Origin of the sequence: Streptomyces sp. TLI_171, assembly GCF_003610255.1 — a bacterium.
Taxonomy (GTDB): Bacteria; Actinomycetota; Actinomycetes; order Streptomycetales; family Streptomycetaceae; genus Kitasatospora.
This window is the reverse complement of the sequence record NZ_RAPS01000001.1, coordinates 6,320,578-6,343,083: the sequence shown is the minus strand read 5'-3', so window position 1 is coordinate 6,343,083 and position 22,506 is coordinate 6,320,578. Positions and strand designations below refer to the sequence as shown.

Annotated in this window: 5 protein-coding genes; all 5 read right to left on the bottom strand. The window is 74.5% G+C overall.

Annotated elements, in window-relative coordinates:
- Positions 1–89: 89 nt before the first annotated feature.
- Positions 90–15,863, bottom strand: coding sequence for a toxin glutamine deamidase domain-containing protein (locus tag BX266_RS28170; protein WP_099904278.1), 15,774 nt, complete (start codon positions 15,861–15,863; stop codon positions 90–92).
- A gap of 4 nt (positions 15,864–15,867) precedes the next feature.
- On the bottom strand, positions 15,868–16,890 hold the full coding sequence (locus tag BX266_RS28165) for a hypothetical protein (RefSeq protein ID WP_099904276.1): 1,023 nt from the start codon (positions 16,888–16,890) through the stop codon (positions 15,868–15,870).
- Between the two features lie 38 nt (positions 16,891–16,928).
- The gene (locus BX266_RS28160; RefSeq protein WP_099904274.1) at positions 16,929–19,175 is read right to left on the bottom strand and encodes a hypothetical protein; all 2,247 of its coding nucleotides are present in this window, start codon (positions 19,173–19,175) and stop codon (positions 16,929–16,931) included.
- A gap of 76 nt (positions 19,176–19,251) precedes the next feature.
- Positions 19,252–19,938 carry a WXG100 family type VII secretion target gene (locus tag BX266_RS28155; RefSeq protein WP_099904272.1) on the bottom strand — a complete coding sequence of 229 codons (687 nt, stop codon included), beginning with the start codon at positions 19,936–19,938 and terminating at the stop codon, positions 19,252–19,254.
- A gap of 348 nt (positions 19,939–20,286) precedes the next feature.
- The gene (locus BX266_RS38960) at positions 20,287–22,431 is read right to left on the bottom strand and encodes a hypothetical protein (protein ID WP_099904270.1); all 2,145 of its coding nucleotides are present in this window, start codon (positions 22,429–22,431) and stop codon (positions 20,287–20,289) included.
- Positions 22,432–22,506 lie beyond the last annotated feature (75 nt).

Here is a 22,506-nt window from a genome sequence, read left to right as displayed (position 1 = left end):
AAGCACCGGTGGGCCGAAGGCCGGAGAGCGGGCGGGGCGGTCGACGCCCCGCCCCGCCGGGGGGGGTGTTCCGTCAGGCCTCCGGGCCGTCAGGCGGCTCCTTCCGGGGTGCCGCCGGTCAGGCCGGCGACGAAGGCGGCCAGGGCGGTCGCCCGGGCGGCCGACGGGTCCGGCTCCGGGGCCGGGGCGGGCTGCCCCGCCGGGGCCCCCGCATCCGGAGTGCCGGGCGTATCCGGTGCCGGGGACGGTAGTTGACGGAGCGTCAGTTCGCGTTCCCCGCCCGGGCGGGCGGTGACGCGGTAGTCCCAGTTCTCGGGTCCGGCCAGCCGCACGGTGACCTCCTGCGGGCGGTTGCCGCCACCCAGGTAGACCTCGCCCTCGATCCGGCGGATCTGCTCGGCCGGGTCGGTGCCGTCCAGGTCGAAGGAACGGATCACCGGCAGGCCGGGGCCCTCGCCGGCCACGGTGAGGTGCAGTTGCCCGCAGGCGGGGACGCCGCCCCGGAGCAGCGGGCCGGCGGCGTCCGCAGCGGTGGCCATCGCGGCGGTGACCAGTTCACTGGCGGGCCCCCGGTCGGTCCAGGCCGCCCGGTGCACCTGCCGGGTCTCGTGCGCGGGCCAGTCCGCCTTCGCCCCGGCGGCGAGGTCGTCGAGGGTGACCGGGCCCTGTCCGGCGCGCCGCCCGAGGAAGTCGAGCACCTTGCGGGCGTCCGCGGCGTTCACCGGGGCGCCCTCCGGGGTGCCGAGCAGCGTGCCGAGCAGGGCGTTGGCCTTGTCGGAGTTGCCGCCGGAGAGCTCGACCAGCCGGTGGGCTGCCTCGATCCGGGCCCGGCCGGCCTCCGTCGCGGCGGTGAACTCCCGCTCGTAGACGGCCTTTCCGAGCCGGACGGTGCTGCTCAGCCGCTCGCGCTCGGCGGGCGTCCGGGTGGTGTGGTCGTACGGCGAGCCGTCGCCGTCGAGCACCCGGTGGACGTCGTCGAGCAGCCGGGCGTCCTCGCCGAAGCGCAGTTCGCCGGAGCGCTGCTCGCCGTTGAAGGCGAGGTAGTGGTCGCCGGGAACGTTCGAGCCGGTGGTCTCGGCGAGCGGGATGTCGACGGTGAAGGGCACGATGCCCTTCTCCTTGACCGGCGTGCGGTCGTTGTCGAACATCGTCACCTCGACCTCGGCGGCGCCGTGGTAACGGGCCATCGGGACGGCGAACTTGCCGTTGGAGATGACCTGCCCGGCGTCGGCGTGACTGCCGCCCTCGCGCCAGATCCGCTGCGCACCGCCGGTCAGCGCCGGGTTGTTGCTGACATCGCCGGTGATCCGCGCGCCGACCTGGGCCTGCGCGCCCGCGTTCTTCGCGGACAGGTCGGCGTGCGCGGTGCCGGAGCTGCTCGCGTTGGCGGGGCTGAACTCGACGGCGCTGTCGTTGGTCCGGTGCTCCAGTTCGACCAGCTTCACCCCGACCTCGACGCCCTTGCCGCCGCCCAGGCTGATCCGCCCGGTCGGGACCGTCGCCGCCACCTCGGCGCCCTGGCTGGCGGTGCCGAACAGCGCGGAGAGGTGGCTGTGCGAGGTGACGGTGCCGACGATCGGCGCCATCTCCTTCCAGTCGGACTTGCCGAAGTACTGCTCGCCGCGCAGCCGGACCAGGTCCTGCACGCCGCCGACGTCGCCGAGGAAGCGCAGCACGTCGGTGTCGCGCAGGCCGCTCTCCCAGACCCGCTCGGGCGGGACGGGGACGCTGACCTGCTCCGGGATCTTCGCCGGGACGGTCCTGGGCGGGGCCTCGTCGCCGGATCCGGTCCGGACGGGCATGGTCTCGCCGCTCTCCACGATGGTCTCGAAGCCGACCGTCGCGGTGCGCCGCTGCGCCACCGACGCGCCGACCCAGGGCCGCCGCTCGATGGTGAACTGCAGCTCGGCCTCGCCCCGGTAGGCGCTGCCGGGCAGCTTGGCCTTGGTCGCGGCTCCCGCCGAGGTGCTGCTGCTGCGGACGTCGGCGTGGTCGTGCCCGCCGCCGCCTGTGCCGGTCAGACCGGCCGTCACCGACACGGGCGTGCCCGCGATCGGGGCGGCCCCGGTGACACCCAGCAGGCCCTGGTGCGAGGTGCCGGTGCCGTCGGCGTGCTGGAAGGTCCGCTGGACGTCGTTGCCGGTGTTGAACTCGGTGGTGCCGGAGTCACCGAGGTGCTCCATCCGCTCGCGGAGCACCGCGCCGACCCGGACGGTGGTCCGCCCGTGCCGGACCACGATCTCGTCCCCTGCCGTCATGCCCTTCAGCCGGGACTGCAGCCGGTCCGGGGTCAGTTCGGCGTCCAGCTTCTCCCGGATGCCCGCCCAGTCACTGCCGAACGGATTGCGCTCCAACTTGGGCCCGGTGGAAGCCGGTCCGGACTTCGTGCCGCCCGACTTCGGCTTCCAGCCGGACTCCACCTGGGACAGCAGCGACTCGCCGAGGGTCTGCCGGGGCCCGTCCGCCGCCCCGCCCCGGCCGGGCAGCCCGTACACGTCGGTGACGATCGCCGAGGAGTCCAGCCGCCGCCCCTCGACGAAGCCCCTGGGCTGCTTCTCGGTGGTCCGCTCGACCGGCCCCGCGGTCGGTTCGGCGTCGCGCATCGGCACCGCGACCCGGGCCACCGCCTCCACCGGCTGCGCGAACGAACCGTCCGGCACGTTCAGCCGCTTGAACGTCACCGACACGTCGTAGGCCGCGTGCACGTCGAAGAACACGGCGGGCTCGACGTGCTTGCCACGGTTCGAGGTCGAGCCGATCGTCTCCACGTTCTGCCCGTAGCTGCGGTCCGTCCGGTAGCTGTAACCGCCGGAGACGGCCAGCACCGGCGTCCGCGCGTTGAACCGGCCTCCGCCGTCCAGCCGGTTCCGGCTGTCGCGGACGCCGCCCTGGCCGCTGGAGGTGCGGGTGCCGGACTCGAACTCGTACTTGTCGGCCTTCGAGTGGTAGGTCGCCTCCCCCACCCGGGCGGTGACGGTCACCTCGGCCTTCCAGGTCGCGCCCGAGATCGTCTCGGTGACCTTGCCACCGCGGGTGAGCTGCGACAGCTGGGTCTTCATCGCGATCCGGTCGAAGGCGCCGTCGATCTTCTGCTGCATCTCGTCCGACGGCTTGCCGTACTTCTCCCGGATCGCGTCCGACACCACGGTGCGGACCCGGTCGCCCCCGCCCAGGCTGTGCACCACGTAGGAGGCGTTCAGCTCGTGCTGCTCGCGCATCCGGCGCGGCGCCAGGTGCGGGGCCGCCGGACGCTCGACCTCGGTGCCCTTGCGGCCCTCGGCCGCCGGCTCCTGCCGGGTCAGCTCGATCCCGTCCCGGCCCTCCGTGGAGGGCCGGGTGACGGTCTCCTCGGACGGGCGCGACGACTCGGCCGGCGGCTTGAACGCGATCCGGCCGTCCTCGCCGCGCGGCGCCTGCACCTTGACGGTGTCCCGGGCGTCCAGACCCACCTCGATCCGGACCGGCGCCGTGACGTCCGGGCGCGCCCCGGCCGCCTCGCCGGGCCGGCCGAAGTGCAGGTCCACGGCCAGCTCCGCACCGTAGATCACCTGCGGCGCACTGTACTTGCCGTTGGCGTACACCCGGTCGGCCTGGCGGCCCTGGCCGCCGGCCCGCTCACGCTGCTGCCCGGACCCGGCGGCCAGCAGGTCCCCGCCGGGCGCGCCCTTGACCACCGCGCCGCCCAGCTGGCCGTTGCCGGCCACGGTGCGGGACAGCAGCGACCGGTCCACCGTGAACGCACTGGTCTCGTTCAGGACGTTCAGCTCCGCCTTGCCGTCCTCCCGACGGTACGTCATCTCCCGCACCCGGGCGGTGGCCCGCACCACCAGGTTCTCCTGGCCAGGGACCTTGACCTCCAGGGCCTCGCCCCGGGTCATCCCGGTCAGGCGCGCCGCCAGGTTCGGCTGGCTGAACCCGCGCAGCACCTGCTCGCGCACCGCGTCCCAGTCGTCGCCGAACTTCGCCCGCCCCTGCTGGTCCACGGCGTCGCGCAGCGCCTTCGTCGACTCCAGGTCGCGCACCACGACGGTCTCGCCGAGGCCGCCCCGGTCGTTGCCGCCGTGCCACACCGACTCCGGCGGGCCGGTGACCTCGTGCGTCTCCAGCTCGGACCCGCTGCCTTCCGGCACGGACTTCGAAGGCTCGGACTTCGCGCTCTCGGACTTCGAGGTCTCGGGCTCCGGGGCGGTGGTGTCGGCGCGGTCGACCAGCAGGCGGACGTCCGCCTCGCCCGCCGGGTGGACGTCGGCCTTGCCGTTGAAGGCCATCTCGAAGTGCACCGGCCCGTCGTAGAGCACGCCGGGCACCTTGGACTTGCTGGTCAGCTGCGAGACCCGGCTGTCACCGGTGATCTCGATCCGGTCCCGGCCGAGCCGTCCCGCCCCGCCCGTGGTGATCAGGGCGCTGCCCGGCTTGAGCACGTTCGCCAGGCCGAACTGGCCCGCGTTGCCCCGGCTCTGCGCCGAGCTGCGGACCTGCTGGACGGAGGTGCCGATGTTGAACTCGGTCTCCTTGGTGGTGCCGCTCTGGCGCAACTCCCCGACCCGGGCTCTGATTTCGAGCGTGCCGAGACTCTTGCCGCGCCGGTCGGTGAGCGTGACGGAGACCGGCTCGCCGGCCGTCATCGACTTCAGGTCCCGCTGCAGGCGGCCGAAGTCGACCTCGGCGAGGACCTTCTCGCGCATCGCCGGCCAGTTCGAGCCGAACTCCTGCCTGGCCGCCGCCTCGACGTGGTCGAGCAGCCCCTCCACCGGTCGGTGGTCGTCCGCGCCACCCCGCGGGGCCAGGTCCAGCACGATCTCCTGTCCGCCCACCCGGCCGTCCAACAGCCGCTGCGGGGGCGTCCGTTGCTCGCCCGGCCCGGTCGTCCCCGAGCCCTTCGGAACGGCCACGGTCAGGCCGAGGTCCACCTCCTCGGTACGGGCGCTGCCGGTCCGCACCGGGGCGCCGTCGTGCCGGAGGTCGCCGAAGTCCAGCTCCAGCCGCATCGTCGACGCGAACACGTCGGCGGGCTCGGAGGTCTTCGACCGGGCCACCATGCCGCCCAGGTCGAGGCTGACCTCGCCCTGGCCCCGGTCGTGGAAGTAGCCGACCAGCTCGGCCGGTTCGGTGACGCCCGCCGACTGCCGGGCCTGCACACCGATGTTGTACTGCCACTGCGAGTCCCGGGCGTTGCCGATCGCCACCGTCCGGTCCGCGCCGTTCTCGAACTCGATCTTGTCGGTCCGCAGGTGCCTCGACCCGATGACCTCGCCGCGCAGCGTGATGCTGCCGCTCCAGGCACCGTGCTCGAACGCGGCCTTCCAGGTCTCGCCGCGCGAGAGCGCGCCCAGCATCGGACGCAGCGTGGCAGGCCCGAAGTGCGCGTCCGCGAAAGCCCGCGCCGCGGCCCGGTCCCCCGGGACGGCGTTCGCCAGCACGTCGACGACCCGCTGCCGGACCGCCACCTCGTTCGCGGTCAGACCGACCACCAGGTCCGTCCCAGCGATCGGCCGCGGACCGGAGGCCGGCGGCGTCGCCTCCGGCGCGGGGGCGGGCTTCTGCTCGGGCTCCTGGGAGAGCGCCGGCTTCGGCTCCGACTCCTGGACGTGTGACTCCTGCGGGACCTCGGGCTTCTGCTCGGGCGCGGTCTCGGCCTTGGGCTCGGCCTTGGGCTCGGGCTTCTGCTCGGGCTGCTGTTCGGCCTTGGGCTCGGGCTTCTGCTCGGGCTTGACCTCCGGCTGCTGGTGCGGCTGTGCCGGAGCAGGGCCCTCGTGGGTCCCGGAGGGCCGCGGCGGGACCGAACCGTCGTAGTGGTCGCCCTCGTGGTAGACGGTCACCTGGCGGCCGTCCTCGGGACCGAAGACGGCGCGCGGGATGCCGTTGTGGTCGAGCACCCGCATCCGGAGGCCGAGCGCGTGGGCGGCGGCCGCCGGAAGCATCTCGCCCTCGGTGGTCCGCCAACGGCCTTCCCAGTTGCGGACGGTGTCGAGCAGGGCCGCGCGTTCGCGGGCGGAGGGCGGCGGGGCGTTGTCGGTCAGGTGCTGGGTGACGATGTCCTTGAGCTGAGCGGGCGGGAGCTGTGCGAACGCGCCGCGGGAGTCCGCGGGCAGGTAGTCGAGCAGTTCACTGCGGCCGAGGTTGCCCCGAACGATGCGGTTGTTGCGGTAGTTGGCGACCACCTCGGTCGGCCACGCCTCCGGCGGCAGCTCGCGGAAGTGCGACTCGACCGCGGACTGGAGCCGTCGGGCCGGTGCTCCGCCACCACCTGCGGTACGCGGCCCGGCCAGGCCGGGAGCACTGGCGTCGAGCGAGTGCAGCAGGCAGAGGCCGTCGCCGGTCACCTTGACCAACGGCCCCGGCGGCGGGAACTCCCGCACGGCATGCGAGAGATCGGGCTTCGGGACGACCGGCTGCGGCTCCACGTGGACGGCCTGCGGCTCGACGTGCGCGGGGGCCGACTCCGGGGTGTGGGTGCCCAGTTCGGGCGGGGCGGAGGAGGCGCGGGGGCGGTTGCCGAAGCCGTCGACGTCCATCGGCTCCGGGCTCTCGTCCCGGGAGGAGCGACCGGAGTCGGTGAAGGTGGAGTAGCGGTCCATGAAGTCCGGGTCGTGCTGCCCGGAGATGTTGTTCTCGTGCGGGTCGGCGACGGAGGCCCAGACGGTCCAGTCGTTGCGGAAGTTCGCGGGCATGTCGCCGGTGGCGGGGCTGACCTTGCGGTCCGTCAGGTCGGCCCAGCGGAGCGTGCCGTCGCGGTCGTGGACCAGGGCGACGGCGTGACCGTCGCCGTGCGCACCGGTGCCGAGGACGGTGGCGAAGGAGCCGGGGCCGCCCTCCTTCACCCTGTCCATCAACTTCTGCACCGCGGCCGGGCCTTCGCCGAAACGGGCCGGGCCGTCGTGGCGCTTCCACAGGGTGTTGCCGGGGATCGGCTCGACGGTGCCGTGCTCGGTCCGACCGGAGACCCGGGGCCGTCCGAAGTGGGTGTCGCGGTAGGCCTCGACGTTCTCCAGGCAGGCGTTCAGGTCGTCGCCGGATCGGAAGTTCTCACCGGGACGGACCGGAGTCTCGTGCGGATTGACCTTCTGCAGCAGCGAGTTGCTCATCGGCGGGTGCACCTTGGGCTCGCCGCCGAGGTAGTCGACCAGTTTGCCGGTCAGCTCGTGCTCGGGGCCGATCCGCCGGTAGCCGCGGTCGTGCATCACGGCGTCGGTGTTCTCGTACGACGGCGTGCGACGCCGCTTGACCTCCCGGTCGGCGCCGGACTGCCGGTCGTCGTTCTGGCTCTCGTCCTCGCGCCCGCGCTTGCGGCCGTTCGATCCGCCCGTGGCGTCCGGCTCGTGCATCACGGCGTCACCGTCGGCGTCCCGCTGGTGCGGGACGGTCCGGGTGGGCTGGTCCACGTCCATCGGCTCGCCCTGCCGGCGGTCGGGCGTGCCGCTGGCGTGCTCGGTCGTGCCGGTGCCACGGGTGGCGACGGGCGGCGGGGGCGAGGGCAGCGTGCCGAAGCCGTGCGCACCGAGGCCCTGGGCGCCTGGAGCGCCCTGGTGGGCGACCGACGGCGGCGGGGGCGGCGGGGTCGGAACGGCGTCCGTGGCGCGGCGCTTGGTCGGCGGCGCGTCGGGCATCAGCATGTCGTCGTCCGGGTCGAGCCGTCGCTTCTCCGGTCGGACCGTCTGCTGCGAGGCCATCGCGTGGTCCTGGCTCTGGCTCTGCGAGAGCATCGGCGTGTCGTGGCTCTGCGAGGGCATCGGCGTGTCGTGGTCCTGGCTGGCCATCACCACGTCGGTGTCCTGGCTCGCCGGGGGCCGGGGCGTCGCGGGTGCCGGGGTGGTGCCGATCTCGTGGCCCTCGGCGCCCGGGCGGGCGTCGCGGGCCGGATCGTGGAGCGCCTCGGAGCCGACCACGGGGTTGGCGGACTGGCCGGGCTGGCGGGTGAAGTCGCCGGACGAGGAGACCGGGGTCTCGCCGCCCGCGTGGTTCAGCATGCCGTGCTCGTCGGCGATGTTGACCGCGCTGGCGCTCGGCTTCTGGCCCGGCTGGTGGAGGTCGACCATGTCGGCCTCGGTCTTGGGGGCCATCAGGTCGCGCAGTTCGCGCGGGGCGAGACCGGTGTCCTCCAGGGTGCGCAGGCCGCGCAGCAGGTCCAGGGTGTGGGGCGCGTACAGCGCCTCGGGCGGCAGGTCGCCCTTGGCGACGGCGGTGAGCACGTCCTGGTCGCGCACGACGTGCGGGTCCAGGAAGTTCTGGATCCACTTGTTGGTCAGCTCGTCGCCGAAGCGCAGGTTGGAGGCGCTGTTGGACAGGCCGGCGGTGATCTCCTCGATCAGTTTCGGCACGTCCTCGACCTTGGCCTGCACGGCCCGGTCGAACAGGCCCGCGGGGTGGTTCGCCCCCGCGCCGGCGCGCGGGAAGCCGCCGCCGTACTGCTGGGCGACGGCGGCGATGTCGGCGTCGGCCTTGGGCAGCAGCTTCTCCGCGGCCTTCTGCTGGGCGGCGGCGGTGCCGCCGGGCTTGAGGGTCTGCGCCGCCTCCTGGCGCCGGCGGTCGACCTCGTCCTGCCGTAGCTGCTCGCGCTCGTTCGGCAGCTTGTCGGCGAACGCCTCCAGTTGGTCCGGCCGGACCGCGTTGGGGTCGTTGCGGAGCTGCTCCGCCAGGCTCTTCAGGTCCTGCCGGTCGTGGCCGAGGCGGTCGTACGACCGCGCCAGGTCCTCGATCCGGTCGGCGAGACGCTCGTGCGCCGGGGAGTTGCCGGGGCCGGCGGGCGGCTCGGAGGCGGCCTGCCGGGCGGCTGCGACGGTGTCGTCGAGGTGGCGCGGTCCGGTGATGCCGTGCACCAGGGCGAGGTCTTCGACGGCCTGCTCGCGGACCTTGGTGCGGACGTCGGCGAGAGCGCTCTTCATCTCTGCCAGGTGCTGCGGTGACGGGTCGTCGGAGAAGCGCTGCACGGTCTCGGCGTACCGGTCGAGCTCGGCCCTGGCCGGTCCGTCCAGTCCGGACCGGTTCAGCTGGTTGTGCACCTCGTCCCTGGCCGCGCCGGCGCTCGCCGGGTCGTCCAGCTTCGCGGGGGCGAAGGCGGCCTCCAGCTTGTCGTTGCCGTAGGCCTTGCCCAGGTCCACGTCCTTGGCGGTGTAGCCGAGGTCGCGCCAGGCCAGCGCGGCGTGCTCCTGCTCGTTGGCGCCGAGCCGCTTGACGGCCTGCTTGCCGGCCTTGTCGAACACGCGGTGCTGGTCGGGCGCCATGGTGTCGACGAAGTCGGAGAAGGTCCGCGACGCCTCCACCCGGTGCTGCTCGTCGCCGAACGACCGGGCCTTGAAGACGGCGGCCGTCACGTACTTGTGCACCATGTAGTCGGCGACCACGTGGTTGCGGTTGACCACGGCGGCGCCGAGCTTGACCTTGCCGTCGTCCATCCGGCGGGCGGTCTTCTCGGCGTGCGGCTCGCCCGCCATGACGCCGTGGTCCGAGTACCCGAACGCGGCCCGGTAGGCGCCGTCCGCGAACAGCTGGTCCGCGCCCTTCTTCGGCTTCGGCGGCGTGGCGCCGTAGTTGCCGGCCAGCGCGTCCTTGCGGGCCTGGAGGTCCTGCGCGAGCTCCCGCTCGCGGAGCTTGAGGTCCTCGACCCGGCTCTCGTACACGTTGCGGGTGGTCTTCGCGGCCTTCTCGGCCGCGCTCTCGTCCTTGCCGCCGGCGGCGATCCGCTTGTTCTTCTCGGTCTGGTACGCGTTCTCGGCGTCCTGGAAGCGTTGGTCGGCCGAGGTCCGCAGGTCGGCGACGGACTTGCGCTGGTCCTCGATCCGCTCCATCGCGTCCTTGGCGATCCGCGGCTCCGCCTGCGCGCGGGCGTCCTGCAGGGCCTTGAACGCCGCGGTCCCCGACTTGGGTTCGCCCTTGAGCCGGGCCAACTCGTGCTCGTAGACCGCCAGTCGGTCCTGCTGTCCCTCCAGGTGGGCCTTGGCGGTCTCCAGGTTCTGCTTCTCGCCGGCCAGTTCGGCCTGCCGGTTCGGTGTCTCGCGGGCGATCTCGTCCAGCCGGTGGTTGACCGCGTCGAGCTGCGCGGGGACGTTCCGGCGCAGCACGTCCACGTGCAGCTGCTTCTGCTGCTCGTACGCGTGCATGATCGCATCGGTGTCGCCGTCGATCAGCGCGGACCGCTCGTACTTCTTCAGGCTGTCCTTGACCTTGTCGAACTCCGCGGAGTCCGGCAGGAAGTCCTTGATCGCGTCGAAGGTCTTCTCGCCGTCGATCTTGTGCGAGTAGCCGTCGTCGGCCGCGGGCTTGCTGCCGAAGCCGGGGGCGTTCGGCGGCGGCGGGGGCAGGTGGGAAGAACTCCCGCCGTGCTGACCGGCGTTGGCCGTCGGCGCGGTGGGTGGGGGTGTGGTCGGCGGCTGGTGGGCCGGGGGGTTGCTCCCGTTGCCGTCGACCTGGTCCATGAACTCCCGGAAGCCCTCGTACATGTGGTTCTCGGCCGTGGTGGCGTGCACCGGGTTGGCCGGTCCGGCGTGCACCGCGCCCGGGTCCTTGCCGTACAACCGCTCCAGCAGCGGCAGCACGGCCGGCTCGTTCTGCCGGACCCAGTCCGCGCCGTTGTTGCGCGGCTGCCCGGTGTACGGGTCGGTGCCGTGGTTGTTGCCCAGGTAGGCGTTGGTGACCTGGGCGAAGTACTCCTGCTCGTCGCGCGAGGAGTAGTTGTCGACCGGCTTGCCGGTGGTGTCCTGGCGCGGGCCGTCCGGCCAGGCGGCGTTCGGGTCGCCGTGCTTCTGGTTGAAGGTGTCGGTGATCAGCTTCTGGTCGTTCGCATCCAGACCGAAGCGGTGCACGGTGTGCGTGAACTCGTGCGTGGTGGTGGAGTAGCCGTCCTCGTAGTGGCCGCCGTGGCCGATCGGGGTGTGCTCGCCGAGCAGGTTCTCCTCGGTGACCGCCGAGTGGCGTCCGCCGGAGCCGCGCATGTCGTCGTAGCCGCGACCGGCGCCCGCCGAGGAGTTGTTGTGCACCCCGCGCAGGTTGTTCAGCTCCGGGACGTCCGGCATCCGCACGTCCTTGGGGACGACCACGACGTCGGCGCCGTTCTTCAGCAGCCGCGCGGTGGTCTCCGGGTCCTGGAGCATCCGGGCGATCTGCTGCTGCGCCTCCTGCCGTGCGGAGGCCGCGCGCTCGGCGCGCGGGTCCACGTGCACCATCAACTCCGCTGCGGTGCGCGCGAATTCCTTCGGCGGCAGCCCGTTCTTCAGCGCGTCGACCGTCTGCGGGTCGCGCGCCAGCCACCGCCGGTTCTCCGGCGTCAGGCTCGCCAGCTGCTGCGCCCGCTCCTGCGGCGACATGCCCGGCAGGTCCTGGCGCAGCCGGTCGGCGCCGACCGGAGGCGTGGCCACCGCCCGCTGCTCGCGGCCGAGTTGGTCCACCGCGTCGCGCACCGGGGTCCGGTTGGCCAGGGCCTGCAGTTCCGCGTCCCGCGCCTGCTTCTGGCGGTCGAGGAACTGCTCGTGCGCGCTGCTCGCCGGCGCGTTGTGCTGGCCGGCGGCGGGCGCGTTGGTGTGGCCGGTCGTCGACGGGGTGCCGTGGCTGGTCGTCGACGGCGCGTTGTGGCCGGCGGCAGGCGGCGTGTGGTGGCCGGGGACCGACGCGGTGTTCGGCACCGTCGTGGCCGGGGCCCGGTGGCCGGGCTGCGAGGACCCGGCCGTGCTGTGCTGGGTCGGCGTGGCAGGCGGAGGCGGCGGGGTCCGGTCGCCCCCGAGGCTCCGGGTCGACTGCGACGGGCTGCCCCCGTTCTGGTGCGCCGCGGGCGGGGCCGGTGGCACCGGCGTGCTGTCGCCGAGGCTCCGGGTCGACTGCGAGGAGCTGCCGTCGCCCTGGTGCGGCGCGGACGCGGCGGGCGGCGCGGGCGGGGCGCCGTGGCCACCGGCCGCGTTCGCCGAGTTGTGCCCGGTCGTCGCTGGGGCGAGGTAGCCGATCCGCAGGTTCCCGGAAGCGGTGTCGGCGGACGCGTCGTGCGGGGTGCCGCTCGGGTTCGGCCGGCCGCTGTCGGTCAGCCGCACGCCCGGGACGCCCAGCATCTCGGCCACGCCAGGGATCCGGTGGTCGGTGCTGCTCGCGTGCTCGTTGACGTGTGCCTTGCCGGTGACCAGCACGTACTTGCCGGTCCCGCCGCCGTCCGTGATGGCGTGGTTCATGTAGGAGTTGAGCAGTCGCGCACGCTCCTGCATGGCGTGCGGGCCGCCCTGCGGCGCCCGCGCCGGGTAGCCGTCCGCCGCGTGGATCGTCACGCCCTCCTGCTTCGCCCGCACCACGGTCTCGTACAGACCGTGGCCGGCCGGGGAGGTCCTGTTGAGGTCGTACGCGCGGAGCATCGTCTCCAGGTTCGGCGACATGGTGCCCCCGGGACGCTGGTAGGCGTCCAGATGCTGCTGGAAGGCGTCGTCGCGGAGCGACTCGACGTAGATCCGGTCGACGCCCGCGGCCTTCAGGTCGTGCATGTTCTCGGTGAGGAACCGCCAACTCGGCGACCGGCCGTGCGACTCGCCCAGCACGACGCCGTCGAAGCCGGGATGGCCGTTGTGCCCGTTCAGCAGCCGGTTCACGCCGTCCACCGCGGACGCGGAACCGGTCAGGTGGTCGTTCACCCGCTGCTCGCCGACCGGGCTCCACGTCTTCTCGGAGTCCTGGCGGGCCAGGCGCTCCAGCACGTTGCGGCGGATCTCCTGCTGCTGGAAGTGCTCCTGGGTACGGAAGTCCAGGTTGCCCGCCGCCTCCAGCACCTTGTTGCCCGAGAACTCGACGGCGTCGTCGCCGAGCTTGGTCCGCAGGTTCGGGGTGATGGCGCCGGCGGCCTCATTGTGCAGGGCCTTGAAGGTCAGCGGGTCGAGGTGCGTCTTGAACGACTGCGAGTACGGGCTGACCTTGACGTCCGGTCGGCCGCTCGGCGTCGGGACTCCGGAGTCGCGCCGGCCCCACGCTTGGTGCGGCAGGGCGTTCGCCGCCATCCGGAGGTCCTCGGGCAACGCGAACTTGAACCTGTTGTCGCTCTTGTACTGGGCGAGTGCCGCGGCGTCCGCCATCGCCGGGTGGATCAGCGACGGGCCGCCCGGGTGCTGGTGCAACTGCGCCAGCTCGTCCGGGGTCGGTCGCTCGTCGACCGGCTTCAGCCGGGAGGTGCCCGACGGCGGCGGGGGCGGCGGCGGCAGGTGCTCTTCGCCGGTGCGGCCGGTGCGGGACGAGGACGCGTTCGGGTCGCCGAGCGTCCGCGGCGTCCCGCCCGCCCGGTGCTGCGACGGCGGGGGCGGGGGCGGCGGCACATGCGTGTCGGACGTTCGGCCCGCACCGGGGCGGATCGAGCCCCCACCGGGCTGCGGGGCCGGCTCCGCCGGACGCTGCGACCCCACCGGGCCGGTCGGGACGTGGCTAGACGGCGTACGACCGCCGCCGCCCGCACCGTGCGCGCCCCCGCCGCCGGCCACCGGACCGGGCATGAAGCCGCCAGACATCGGCGGCGTGCCCGTGGGCTGCTGGACGGCGGACGCGGCGTTGTCGGGAACGACGTGTCCCGGCACGGTGTCCGGACCGGGGGCCGGCCTGGTCTGGGTCTGCCCACCCGCGATCCTGGTACCGCCGTCGAGGTGCGTGTCGCTGCCGGACCCCGCCAGGTGCGCGGCGCCGCCGAGCATCCCGGACAGGTTGGGCACCGCCGCGCCACCGCGCTGGGACGGCACCTCGGACGACTCCGGCGTGCTCCCCCGAACCGGGCCTCCGGCATGCCCGGCAGCGTGATCGGCCGCCGACGGCTGCTCGTGCACGGCCGGGCGCGGGCCGCCCGACGTGCCGGGCTGCTCCGGCCGCGGCGTGCTCTCCGGACCTTGACGCTCCGTCACGGGCTCGTGCCGCGGCTGCTCGTGGCGCGGGGCGTTCCCGGCACCGTCGTGCTCCACAACGGACTCGTGCCGCGGCGCGGCACCCAGGCCACCGTGCTCCGAGGTCACCGCGTGCGGGGCCGGCTGCTGACCGGGCGCGCGCTCCTGCACCGGTTGCTCATGCCGCGGTCCGCCCTGCTCCACCGGGTCGTGAACGGGCTGCTCCTGACGACCCACCGGCTCGTGCGAGACCGGCGGAGCCGCCTCCTGACGCACCGACTCCTCATGACGCGGCGGCGCAGACTCGTGCGAGACAGACGAGACCGTCTCCTGACGCGGCGTCGACTCGTGCGAGACAGGCGCAGCCGCCTCCTGACGGACCGACTCATCATGACGCGGCGGCGCGGACTCGTGCGAAACCGGCGGAGCCGCATCCGGGCGCACCGACTGCTCATGACGCGGCGTCGACTCGTGCGAAACGGCCGGAGCCGCCTCCTGACGCACCGACTCCTCATGACGCGGCAGCGCAGACTCGTGCGAAACCGGCGGAGCCGCATCCGGGCGCACCGACTGCTCATGACGCGGCGTCGACTCGTGCGAAACGGGCGGAGCCGCCTCCTGACGCACCGACTCCTCATGACGCGGCAGCGCAGGCTCGTGCGAAACCGGCGGAGCCGCATCCGGGCGCACCGACTGCTCATGGCGCGGCTGCGCGGACTCGTGCGAGACCGGCGGAGCCGCGTCAGGGCGCGGGGCCTGGCCGGAGCTGCCCGGTGTGGCCTCGTGGCTGCCGCCGGTCGACGCCGGGGCCTCGGTCGACCGTCCGGAGCCGAACGGGGCGAGCCCGTTCACCTTCGACTCGCCCGCGGCCGTACCGCTGCCCGTGCCCGTGTGCGTCCCGGCGGCCGTCTCGGTACCGCCGTGCGTCGCCCCGCCCGTGCTGTGGCTCGCGCCGGCCCCGGCCCCGCTTCCGCTCCCGCTGTCGACCGACCGCGTGCCGGTGCCGGAGCCGGAGCCACTGCCGCCGGTCGGCCCGTGGTAGCCGGCGTCGCCGGTGGAGGTGCTGGGCTTGTTGAAGGTGGCCGGTCCGTCGTGGGACCCGCCGGTGTTCGGCACGTCGAGGTGCGGCATCTCGGCCGGCTTGGGGGCGTTGGCGTGGCCCTTGATCGCGGAGGCGCCGGCGTGCAGGCCCGCGCCCGCGCCGCCGGAGAGGCCGGAGCCGAGCAGCGACTCGCTGTCGACCTTGCCGGTGGTGATCAGCTGGGTGGAGACGTCCGCGCCGACGCCGACGACGGCGCCGGTGCCCATCTTGCCCACGGTGGTGTTGAGGGCGTTCTCGGCGCCGAGCTTCTTGCCCCCGGCGCCGATGCCCTTGCCGATCAGGTGGGCGGACGCGCCGCCGACCGCACCGCCCAGGACGTTCTGGCCGAGTTCCTTCCCGTCGATGCTCTTGCGGTGCCCCTCGGCCACCTCGATGCCCTGCGCCAGCAGGTTGATCGCACCCATCTGGGCGGCCTGCTTGGCCGCCATCATCAGCGTCTCCTTGAGCAGCTGCTTCAACAGCTGCGAGACCACCACCCGGCTGGCCGCGATCATTGCCGGGACCTGCAGCAGCGACGCGCCCGCGGTGAACGGCGCCTCCGCCTCGGCGGTGGCCAACTCGAAGGCGAGGATGCCGAGTTGCGCGATGATCTGGATCTTCGCGGTCTCCGCGGAGTTCGCCACCTGCTCCAGCATGTCGCCCATGCCGTTGAGCGCGTTGATAGCGCCGGGCAGGTAGCCGGGGTCCTCCTCGGTGCCCTTGCCGACCGAGTACTTCTCCCAGTACTTGCCCAGCGCCTCGGCGGCGTTGCCCTGCTGGCCGTCCAGCGCGCGCTTGATGGTGGAATCGGCGCTCTGCGCGGCGTCCTTCAGGCCCTCGGCCGTCCGCCGGCAGTGCTCCGCCATGTCGCGGAGCTGGTCCTCGTCCGCCTCGGGCCAGCGGGTTCCGGCCAGCAGGAGCAGGACCCACTGGAGCGGCTCCGGGAGTTCGACAGCCATGGGGTCAGTGCCTTCCGCTCTGGGTCATCCGCGGGGTGATCGGGAGGTGGAGGGGTGCCGCGGGCATCGACGGTGCGGCGGGCATCGGCGCCTGGCCCTGGTCGATCGCGTTGAGGTCCGCGATCACGCCCTCGTCGGCGTTCTCGTAGCCGGCGGCCATCGCCTTCAGGCCGTCGGCGATGCCCTTCAGCGCATCGGGCAGGCCCTTGAGGACGTCGAGGGTGTCCTTGCTGTACTTCAGGTAGCCCTTCTCGCCCTCGGCGAACTTCTTGCCCGACTCGTCCTTGCCCCACGGGTCCTGCGCCTCCAGCGAGGGCAGGAAGGCGCTCAACGACCGGTACAGGTTGGCGACCTGCTCGGACGCGGCGAGCATCGGCGACACCGCCGCCTGGTACTTCGAGGGGTCGACCTGGAAGCCCTTCCCGGCGTTCCCGGAGCCGCCGGAGTCGTCCGCCCTGACCTTCTTCGCGGCGGCCGTCCGGGCCGTCGGGGCGGTGGCCGCGGTGCGCGCGGTGGCCTGGGCGGGCTGCAAGGGCTGGGCGGGTTCGGCCGCGTCCATCCGCCGCAGCGCCTGCGCGGGTTCGGCGGCGTCCGCCCGTTCGAGCGGCTGGGCGGGGACGGTCGGTTCGGCGGCCGTGGCGCGCTGGAAGGGCTGCAACGGCGCGCTGTCGGCCTCGGCGGCCCGCTGGAACGGCTGGAGCGGTGTGCGTTCGGCGGCGACGCCCTGCTGGAACGGCTCGGCGGCCAGCCGCTCGGTCGCCTGCAACGGCGTGCCGCGCTCCATCGGGATGGCGTCCGCGCGCTCGGTCGCCTGCAGCGGCGTCGCGCGCTCCATCGGGATCGGCGAGACGGTCTGCTGCATCGGCACGGCCCGCTGCATCGGCTCCAGCGGCACGCTGTCCGGGAGCACCGTGCCGACCCGGAACGGGGCCGGGGCGACGGTCTCCTCGGGCAGCAGCCGGGCGATGTGGGCGGCTTCGGTCCGGGGCTCGGCTTCGGCGTACCAGGCCTGCTCGTCGTTGCTCATGGGGTTCCTTCGTCAGTGCGGTCGACGGGCGGGCGCGGTCAGTCGGCCGCGGGCGCGGCCAGCCGGGACAGCGCGGCGCGCAGGAACGGGCTCGGCACCTGGTACCCGCCCTCCTCCCGCAGCGGGGCCCGCTGCGGCGCGGCCCCGGCGGCCCCGGTGGCACCCGCGGCCTCGGCAGGTGCGGCCGCGGCCTCCGGCGCGTCGGGGTGCCCGCGCCGGGCGGCGGCGCTGCGCGAACGGTCCAGGTACGCGTCGTCGGTGCTCTCCGCCGTCGGCGCGACCGCCTCCTGGCGTGCCGTCAGGTCGATGGCGGGGGTGGTCGGCGTGGCCGGGGTGGTCGTCGGGGACCCGTCGGTGGAGGTGCTGCCGGTGTCGGTGTCCGCGCTCGCGCCGCCGCCGGTGCCGAGCAGGACGCCGGCCAGCTGGCTGAGCGTCTCCTGCTCGCTGGTGGGCCCGGCGGCGGCGACGGGGGCGGTCGCCGGTTCGGGCAGCGTGAAGGTGCCGTCCGCGCGGGCGTCGTCCAGCCAGCGGCGGCGGGCCCGCTGCCAGTGGCGGTCGCGCGGGTCGACGTCGGCGGCCCGGCCGAGGATGCCCGCGTCGCCGTACAGCTCCTCGTCCTCCTCGCCCTCCTCGCCGAAGCGGGTGGGGCTCAGGAAGCGGTTGCCCGCCCGGCCTTCCTTTCCGCGGCCACCGCCGTGGCCCGCGCCGCCCATGCCGGGGCCGTGGCCGCCGGCCATGCCGGCGGCGCCGGTCGCCCCGCCGCGCCCGGACGCGGCGCCCCCCGCGAGTCCGCTGCCACCGGCCCGGCCGAGGCCGGAGCCGGCGGTCCCGGCCATCCCGGCCCCTGCGCCGACGCCGCCCGCGCGGGAGGCCAGCGTGCTGCCGCCGGCGCCCACGCCGCCGCCCGAACCGCGCAGCCCGGACCCGCCGCCGACGCCCCCGCCGGCTCCGCCGAGCCCGCCGCGGGCGGAGGCGCCGCCCGCCCCGCCGAGGCCGAACGGGCTGCTGCCGGTGCCGCCGAACGGGCTGAGGCCGCCGCGTGCGGTGGTCGAGCCGGCGCCGCCGAGCGCGCCGAGGGTGCTGCCGAGCGAACTGCTCAGCGAGCCCAGCGGGTTGCCGCCGATCCCGCCGGACAGACCGGAGCCGAGGTTGCCGCCGAGGCCGGTGCTCGGGGTGAAGCTGCTGCCGGGGATGGTGGTGCCGGTGCCGAGGTCGCCGAGTCCGGCCAGGTTGAGCGAGCCGACGCCCGAGCCGGTGGAGAGCGGCTTGAACACCGGTGCGTCGCCGCCCGGTCCGCCGTCGGAGCCGAAGCTCGGCAGGTTCGGGGCGGGCATGCTGAACGGCGCCAGGCCCGAACCGCCGCCCGAACCGCCGCCGGCGCCACCGCCCGTGCCGCCGAACGAACCGCCCGCGCCGCCGTCGAAGGAACCGGCGCCGCCTGCTCCGCCGAACGCGCCCATGGTGCTGCCCGAGCCGCCGAAGGAGCCAGCCCCGCCGGCGCCGCCGCCCGCACCGCCGAACCCGCCGGTGGCGTCCGGGGCGTTCGGCATCGAGAAGGGGGTGGGAGCGCCGGCGGCGCCGGCCAGCGCCGACGCACCGTCGAGCGTGGCGCCGGGGCTGGTGGCGCCCGGGGCGAGCATGCCGTTCGGCAGGGTGCGGTCGGTCCCGATCTGCATGGTGTTCCCGGCCCCGGCGACGCCCGGACCGCCGGACGCGCCGGAGCCGTTGAGCGCGCAGGTCTGGCCCATGCCAGTCATCTCGGTGATGTGGTCGGCGCTCTTCCGCAGCATGCCGTCCACGCCGTTGCCGACCTGGCCGATGTACTGGTGGTAGACCGCCGCGGCCTGCTTGATGCCCTCGGACTGCGCGATGTCGTCGTGCTTGCCCGCCGGGTTCTGCTCCATGTACTCCTTGGCGTACTGGAGTTCGCGCACCATCTCGGACTTGGTGCCCGACACCGCCTGCGCGGCCCCGTGCAGCGAGCTGGCCATCACCTGGCCGGACTGCAGGGTGGTCGCCACGTGCGAGCCGTCGCCGCCGGCGAACTTCTCCAGGTACTGCTGGAAGCTCTCCGCGGCCGGACCGGACATGCTCCCCATGGCCCGCTGCGCGGCCTCGGTGATCGCCCGGACGTGGGACTCCGCGACCTCGTTCCACTTGTCCCAGGCCGCGCCGAGCTCGGCGAGCAACTCCTCGTCGCCGTCGGGGAAGGCGATGTCCGCGCCGTTCTCGTTGCTCTGGACGGTCTTCAGTACTTCGGCGAGGTCGGCGGGCAGCTCGATCATGGCGGCAGGCTCTCCGGGAGGGCGGTCGGGTGCGAGGGGCGGTGCGGGGACGGAGCAGGCGACGGGGCGGGGCCCGTCAGATCATCGGCCCGCCGTAGCTCAGGTTCTCCAGCAGCTCGTCCGCGTGGTTGTAGTCGAGCGTGGGCGCGTCCGGGTCGTGGTAGCCGCCCTCCACGTGGGTGTCGCCGATCGGCGCGACCGACGGCGGCGGGGGCGGCGTCGGATCCGTGCCGGTGTCGGGCGCGATCCGCGCGGTCGGCATGGAGGCGTGGACGGTCTCCATCGGCCGCAGCGGCGCGTCCGGCAGCGTGGCCTGCACGGTGCCGACCTGCCCGAGCGGCGCGTTGGGCAGCGAGGCCTGCACCGTGCCGACGGTGCCGGCGGGCAGGCTCGCCAGGGCCGGATCGGCGGGCATCGCACCGGTGTCGGTGATCCGGCCGAGCTCGGTGGCGTGCGCCTCGTCGTTGGCCCGGTGGCGGGCGGCCATGGTCTGCAGGTTCTCGCCCACCGCGGTGGCGTTCTGGATCAGCGTGCGGATGCCCGCGAGCACCTGCTCCTGGTGCTGGGCCAGCCCGCCGACCGAGGAACTGCCGCCCATCAGGGCCTTGCCGAGCAGGTCGGTCCCGTAGACGGACTCCTGCACCTGCTTGATCTTGGCCTCCAGCTGGTTGGCCGGGCCGTTCAGCTCGTCCAGCAGGTTCATGATCTTCTTGGCTGCCGCCTCGACCTCGTCGAGGTCGATCCACACCGTCTCGTCCGCCACCCCGCACGCCCTTCCGCACTCTGCCGTCCCCCGGGCAGGCCGAAGCTCCGGCGCCGGGCAAGCCGCGAAACGTCCGCTCGGCGCCGCGCCGACCGATCGTCACGCCACTTTACGTGTCGCGTGATTGCGCACGGCCAAGTCCGGCGGCCGAACTGACGTTCCGTCACTCTCGGGACGAGCTTCGCAGACGAGCAGGTAGCGGAAAGCAGCCACAAGGTATGCAGTTGGTAAATTCAAGGCGTGAATTTCTGCGGCCCGTCCCGGCCGTGGGTGGCCGATCCGGTCGTCCGGTGAAGATTCTGCGCAGATCTTGCCGCAGGACCGGATTCCGGATCGGCCGAGGCCCCGTCAGAGGGTGACGGCGCCCGCCGGGGTGACGATCCGCAGCCCCGCCTCGTCGAGGTCGATGGCCAGCGGGGTGCCGTCCAGGGCGGCCTCGTTGAGCAGCGTGGCACTGCCCAGGTGCCACAGCCGCAGGGTTCCCTCGGCGTCGCCCGCCGCGACCAGCGCCTCGCCGTCGAACTCCCGGCCCACCACGGCCCGGACGGCCGCGCCGCTGCCGGCCAGCTCGGCCGTGCGGGTGCCGTTCTGGACGTCCCAGACCATGACGGCGCCGTCGGCCGCACCGGCGATCACCACGGGACGGCCGCCGAGTTCGGCGAAGGTGAGCGCCTCGGCGGGGCGGGCGAGTCCGGTGCAGACCGGCCCCGCGGCGCCGCTGCCGGCGTGCCACAGGCGCACCGTCAGGTCCTCGCCCGCGGTGGCCAGGATCGGCTGGCCGCCGGCCGAGGTGGCGGCGAGCGCGGTGAACGGGCCCTGGCCGGTGGCGAACCGGCGGCTGTCCGCGCCGGTGGCGGCGTCCCGGACGGCGATCACGCCGTCCCGTCCGGCCGAGGCCAGCAGCGGCTGCTCACCGGTGGTGAGGGCGAGACCGGTGACGGCGCCCGCGTGCGGGACGGGCAGCGGGAGGGCGGCGCCGTCGGCCAGCCGGTGGCTGCGGACCGCCCCGGTGACGGTGCCGCTGACCAGCAGCGGACCGTCGGCGCCGGCGGCGGTGAGGTCCAGGGTGTGCACGGGGCCGGCCTCGCCCGGGAGGTCGAGCAGTTGACGGCCGGTCGGGACGTCCCAGGTGGCGAGGGCCCCGTCGCCGAAGCCGGCGGCGAGCACCGGGGCGCCCTCCAGGGTGCCGGCGGCCAGGGCGGTGAGCGGGCTGCCGGGGCGGCCCGCGATCGCGGGGGCGGCGCCGGGCTCGCCGGTGGCGGCCTCCCAGACGCCGACCCGCCCGGACTCGTCGCCGACGTACAGCATGCCGTCGACGACGGCCAGCGCGGTCAGCCACTCGCCGGCCGGCCAGCCGTGCAGCGGCCGGCCGTCGTAGACGTCCCAGGTGCGGACGGTGCCGTCCAGCGCGCAGGAGGCGAGCACCGGGCGGTCGCCGAGGGTGGTGAAGGCGAGGCCGGTGACGGTGCCGGTGTGGCCGTCGAGTTCGGCGACCGGTTGGCCGGTGGCGAGGTCCCAGACCCGGATCCGGCGGTCGTGCCCGGCGGAGGCCAGCACGGCCTGGTTGTCGACGGTGAGCACGGCCAGCGCCAGCACCTCGCCGCGGTGGCCGACCAGCAGGTGCATCAGCTCGCCGGTGCCGGCGTCCCACACCCGGACGGTGCCGTCGGGCGCGGCGGCGGCCAGCAGGTCGAGGCCGCCGCAGTGCGCGGCGCGCAGCGCGGTCGCGCCGTGGCCGCCGGTGGGCAGGGTGCCGAGCACCCGGCCGTCGTCGGCCCGGACGGCCCGCAGGTCGCCGGACTGGCCGGCCGAGAACGCCACCGGGATGTCCCGGCAGATCAGCGCGGCGACCGCCTGGGCGCCCTCGCCGCCGGTGGTGCCGTGCAGCACCTGGCCGCTGGTGGCGTCCCAGACCTGGACGGCGCCGTCGGTGCTGCCGACCGCGAACAGCGAGCGGCCACCCGCCTCGCCGAGCGCGACGGCGGTGGGGGCGAGCCCGGCGTCGGCGCCGGAGCCGCCGAGCGGGGCGGCGTCGTCGAGCGCGGTGAGGCCGAACGCGCCGTCCGCCTCGACCAGCGCGTACGCGGCCCGGCCGGCGACGGTGCCGACCACGGCGGAGGTGCGGGCCGCCCCGGCGGCCGGGTCGGTGAGGGCCAGCGCGGCGGGCAGCGGGGCGGCCGCGGCGGGGTCGCCGAGGGCCTGGCCGAGCAGCGCGGTGAGGGCGGCGGCGGACTCCGGAACCGGGGTGTCCGTGCCGTCGCTCCACTGCCGGTCGGGCTGCCCCGGCTGCCCCAGCACGGTGAGCCGGCGGCCGGCGGCGGGGGTGTCGGCGGGCGCGGGGGCCGGGCCGAGCCCGCCGAGCACCCGGCGGATCAGCGCGGAGTCGATCCGGCCGGTGCGCTCCCGGCCGTCCCGGGTGGCGCGGAAGGCGCCGTCGGCGGTGATCAGCAGGTCGCCGCGGTCGCCGTCGTCCAGCCGTACGCTTCCTGACATGTCGTCACTCCTGGTTCGGTGCGGGGAGGTGGGGAGCCTCATGGGTCGGCAGAGCTCTCGACGGAGGTCTCGGCA

Coding starts and splice junctions, on each gene's coding strand:
- BX266_RS28170 (WP_099904278.1), bottom strand. CDS start 15,863: ATGGCTGTCGAACTCCCGGAGCCGCTCCAGTGGGTCCTGCTCCTGCTG.
- BX266_RS28165 (WP_099904276.1), bottom strand. CDS start 16,890: ATGAGCAACGACGAGCAGGCCTGGTACGCCGAAGCCGAGCCCCGGACC.
- BX266_RS28160 (WP_099904274.1), bottom strand. CDS start 19,175: ATGATCGAGCTGCCCGCCGACCTCGCCGAAGTACTGAAGACCGTCCAG.
- BX266_RS38960 (WP_099904270.1), bottom strand. CDS start 22,431: ATGTCAGGAAGCGTACGGCTGGACGACGGCGACCGCGGCGACCTGCTG.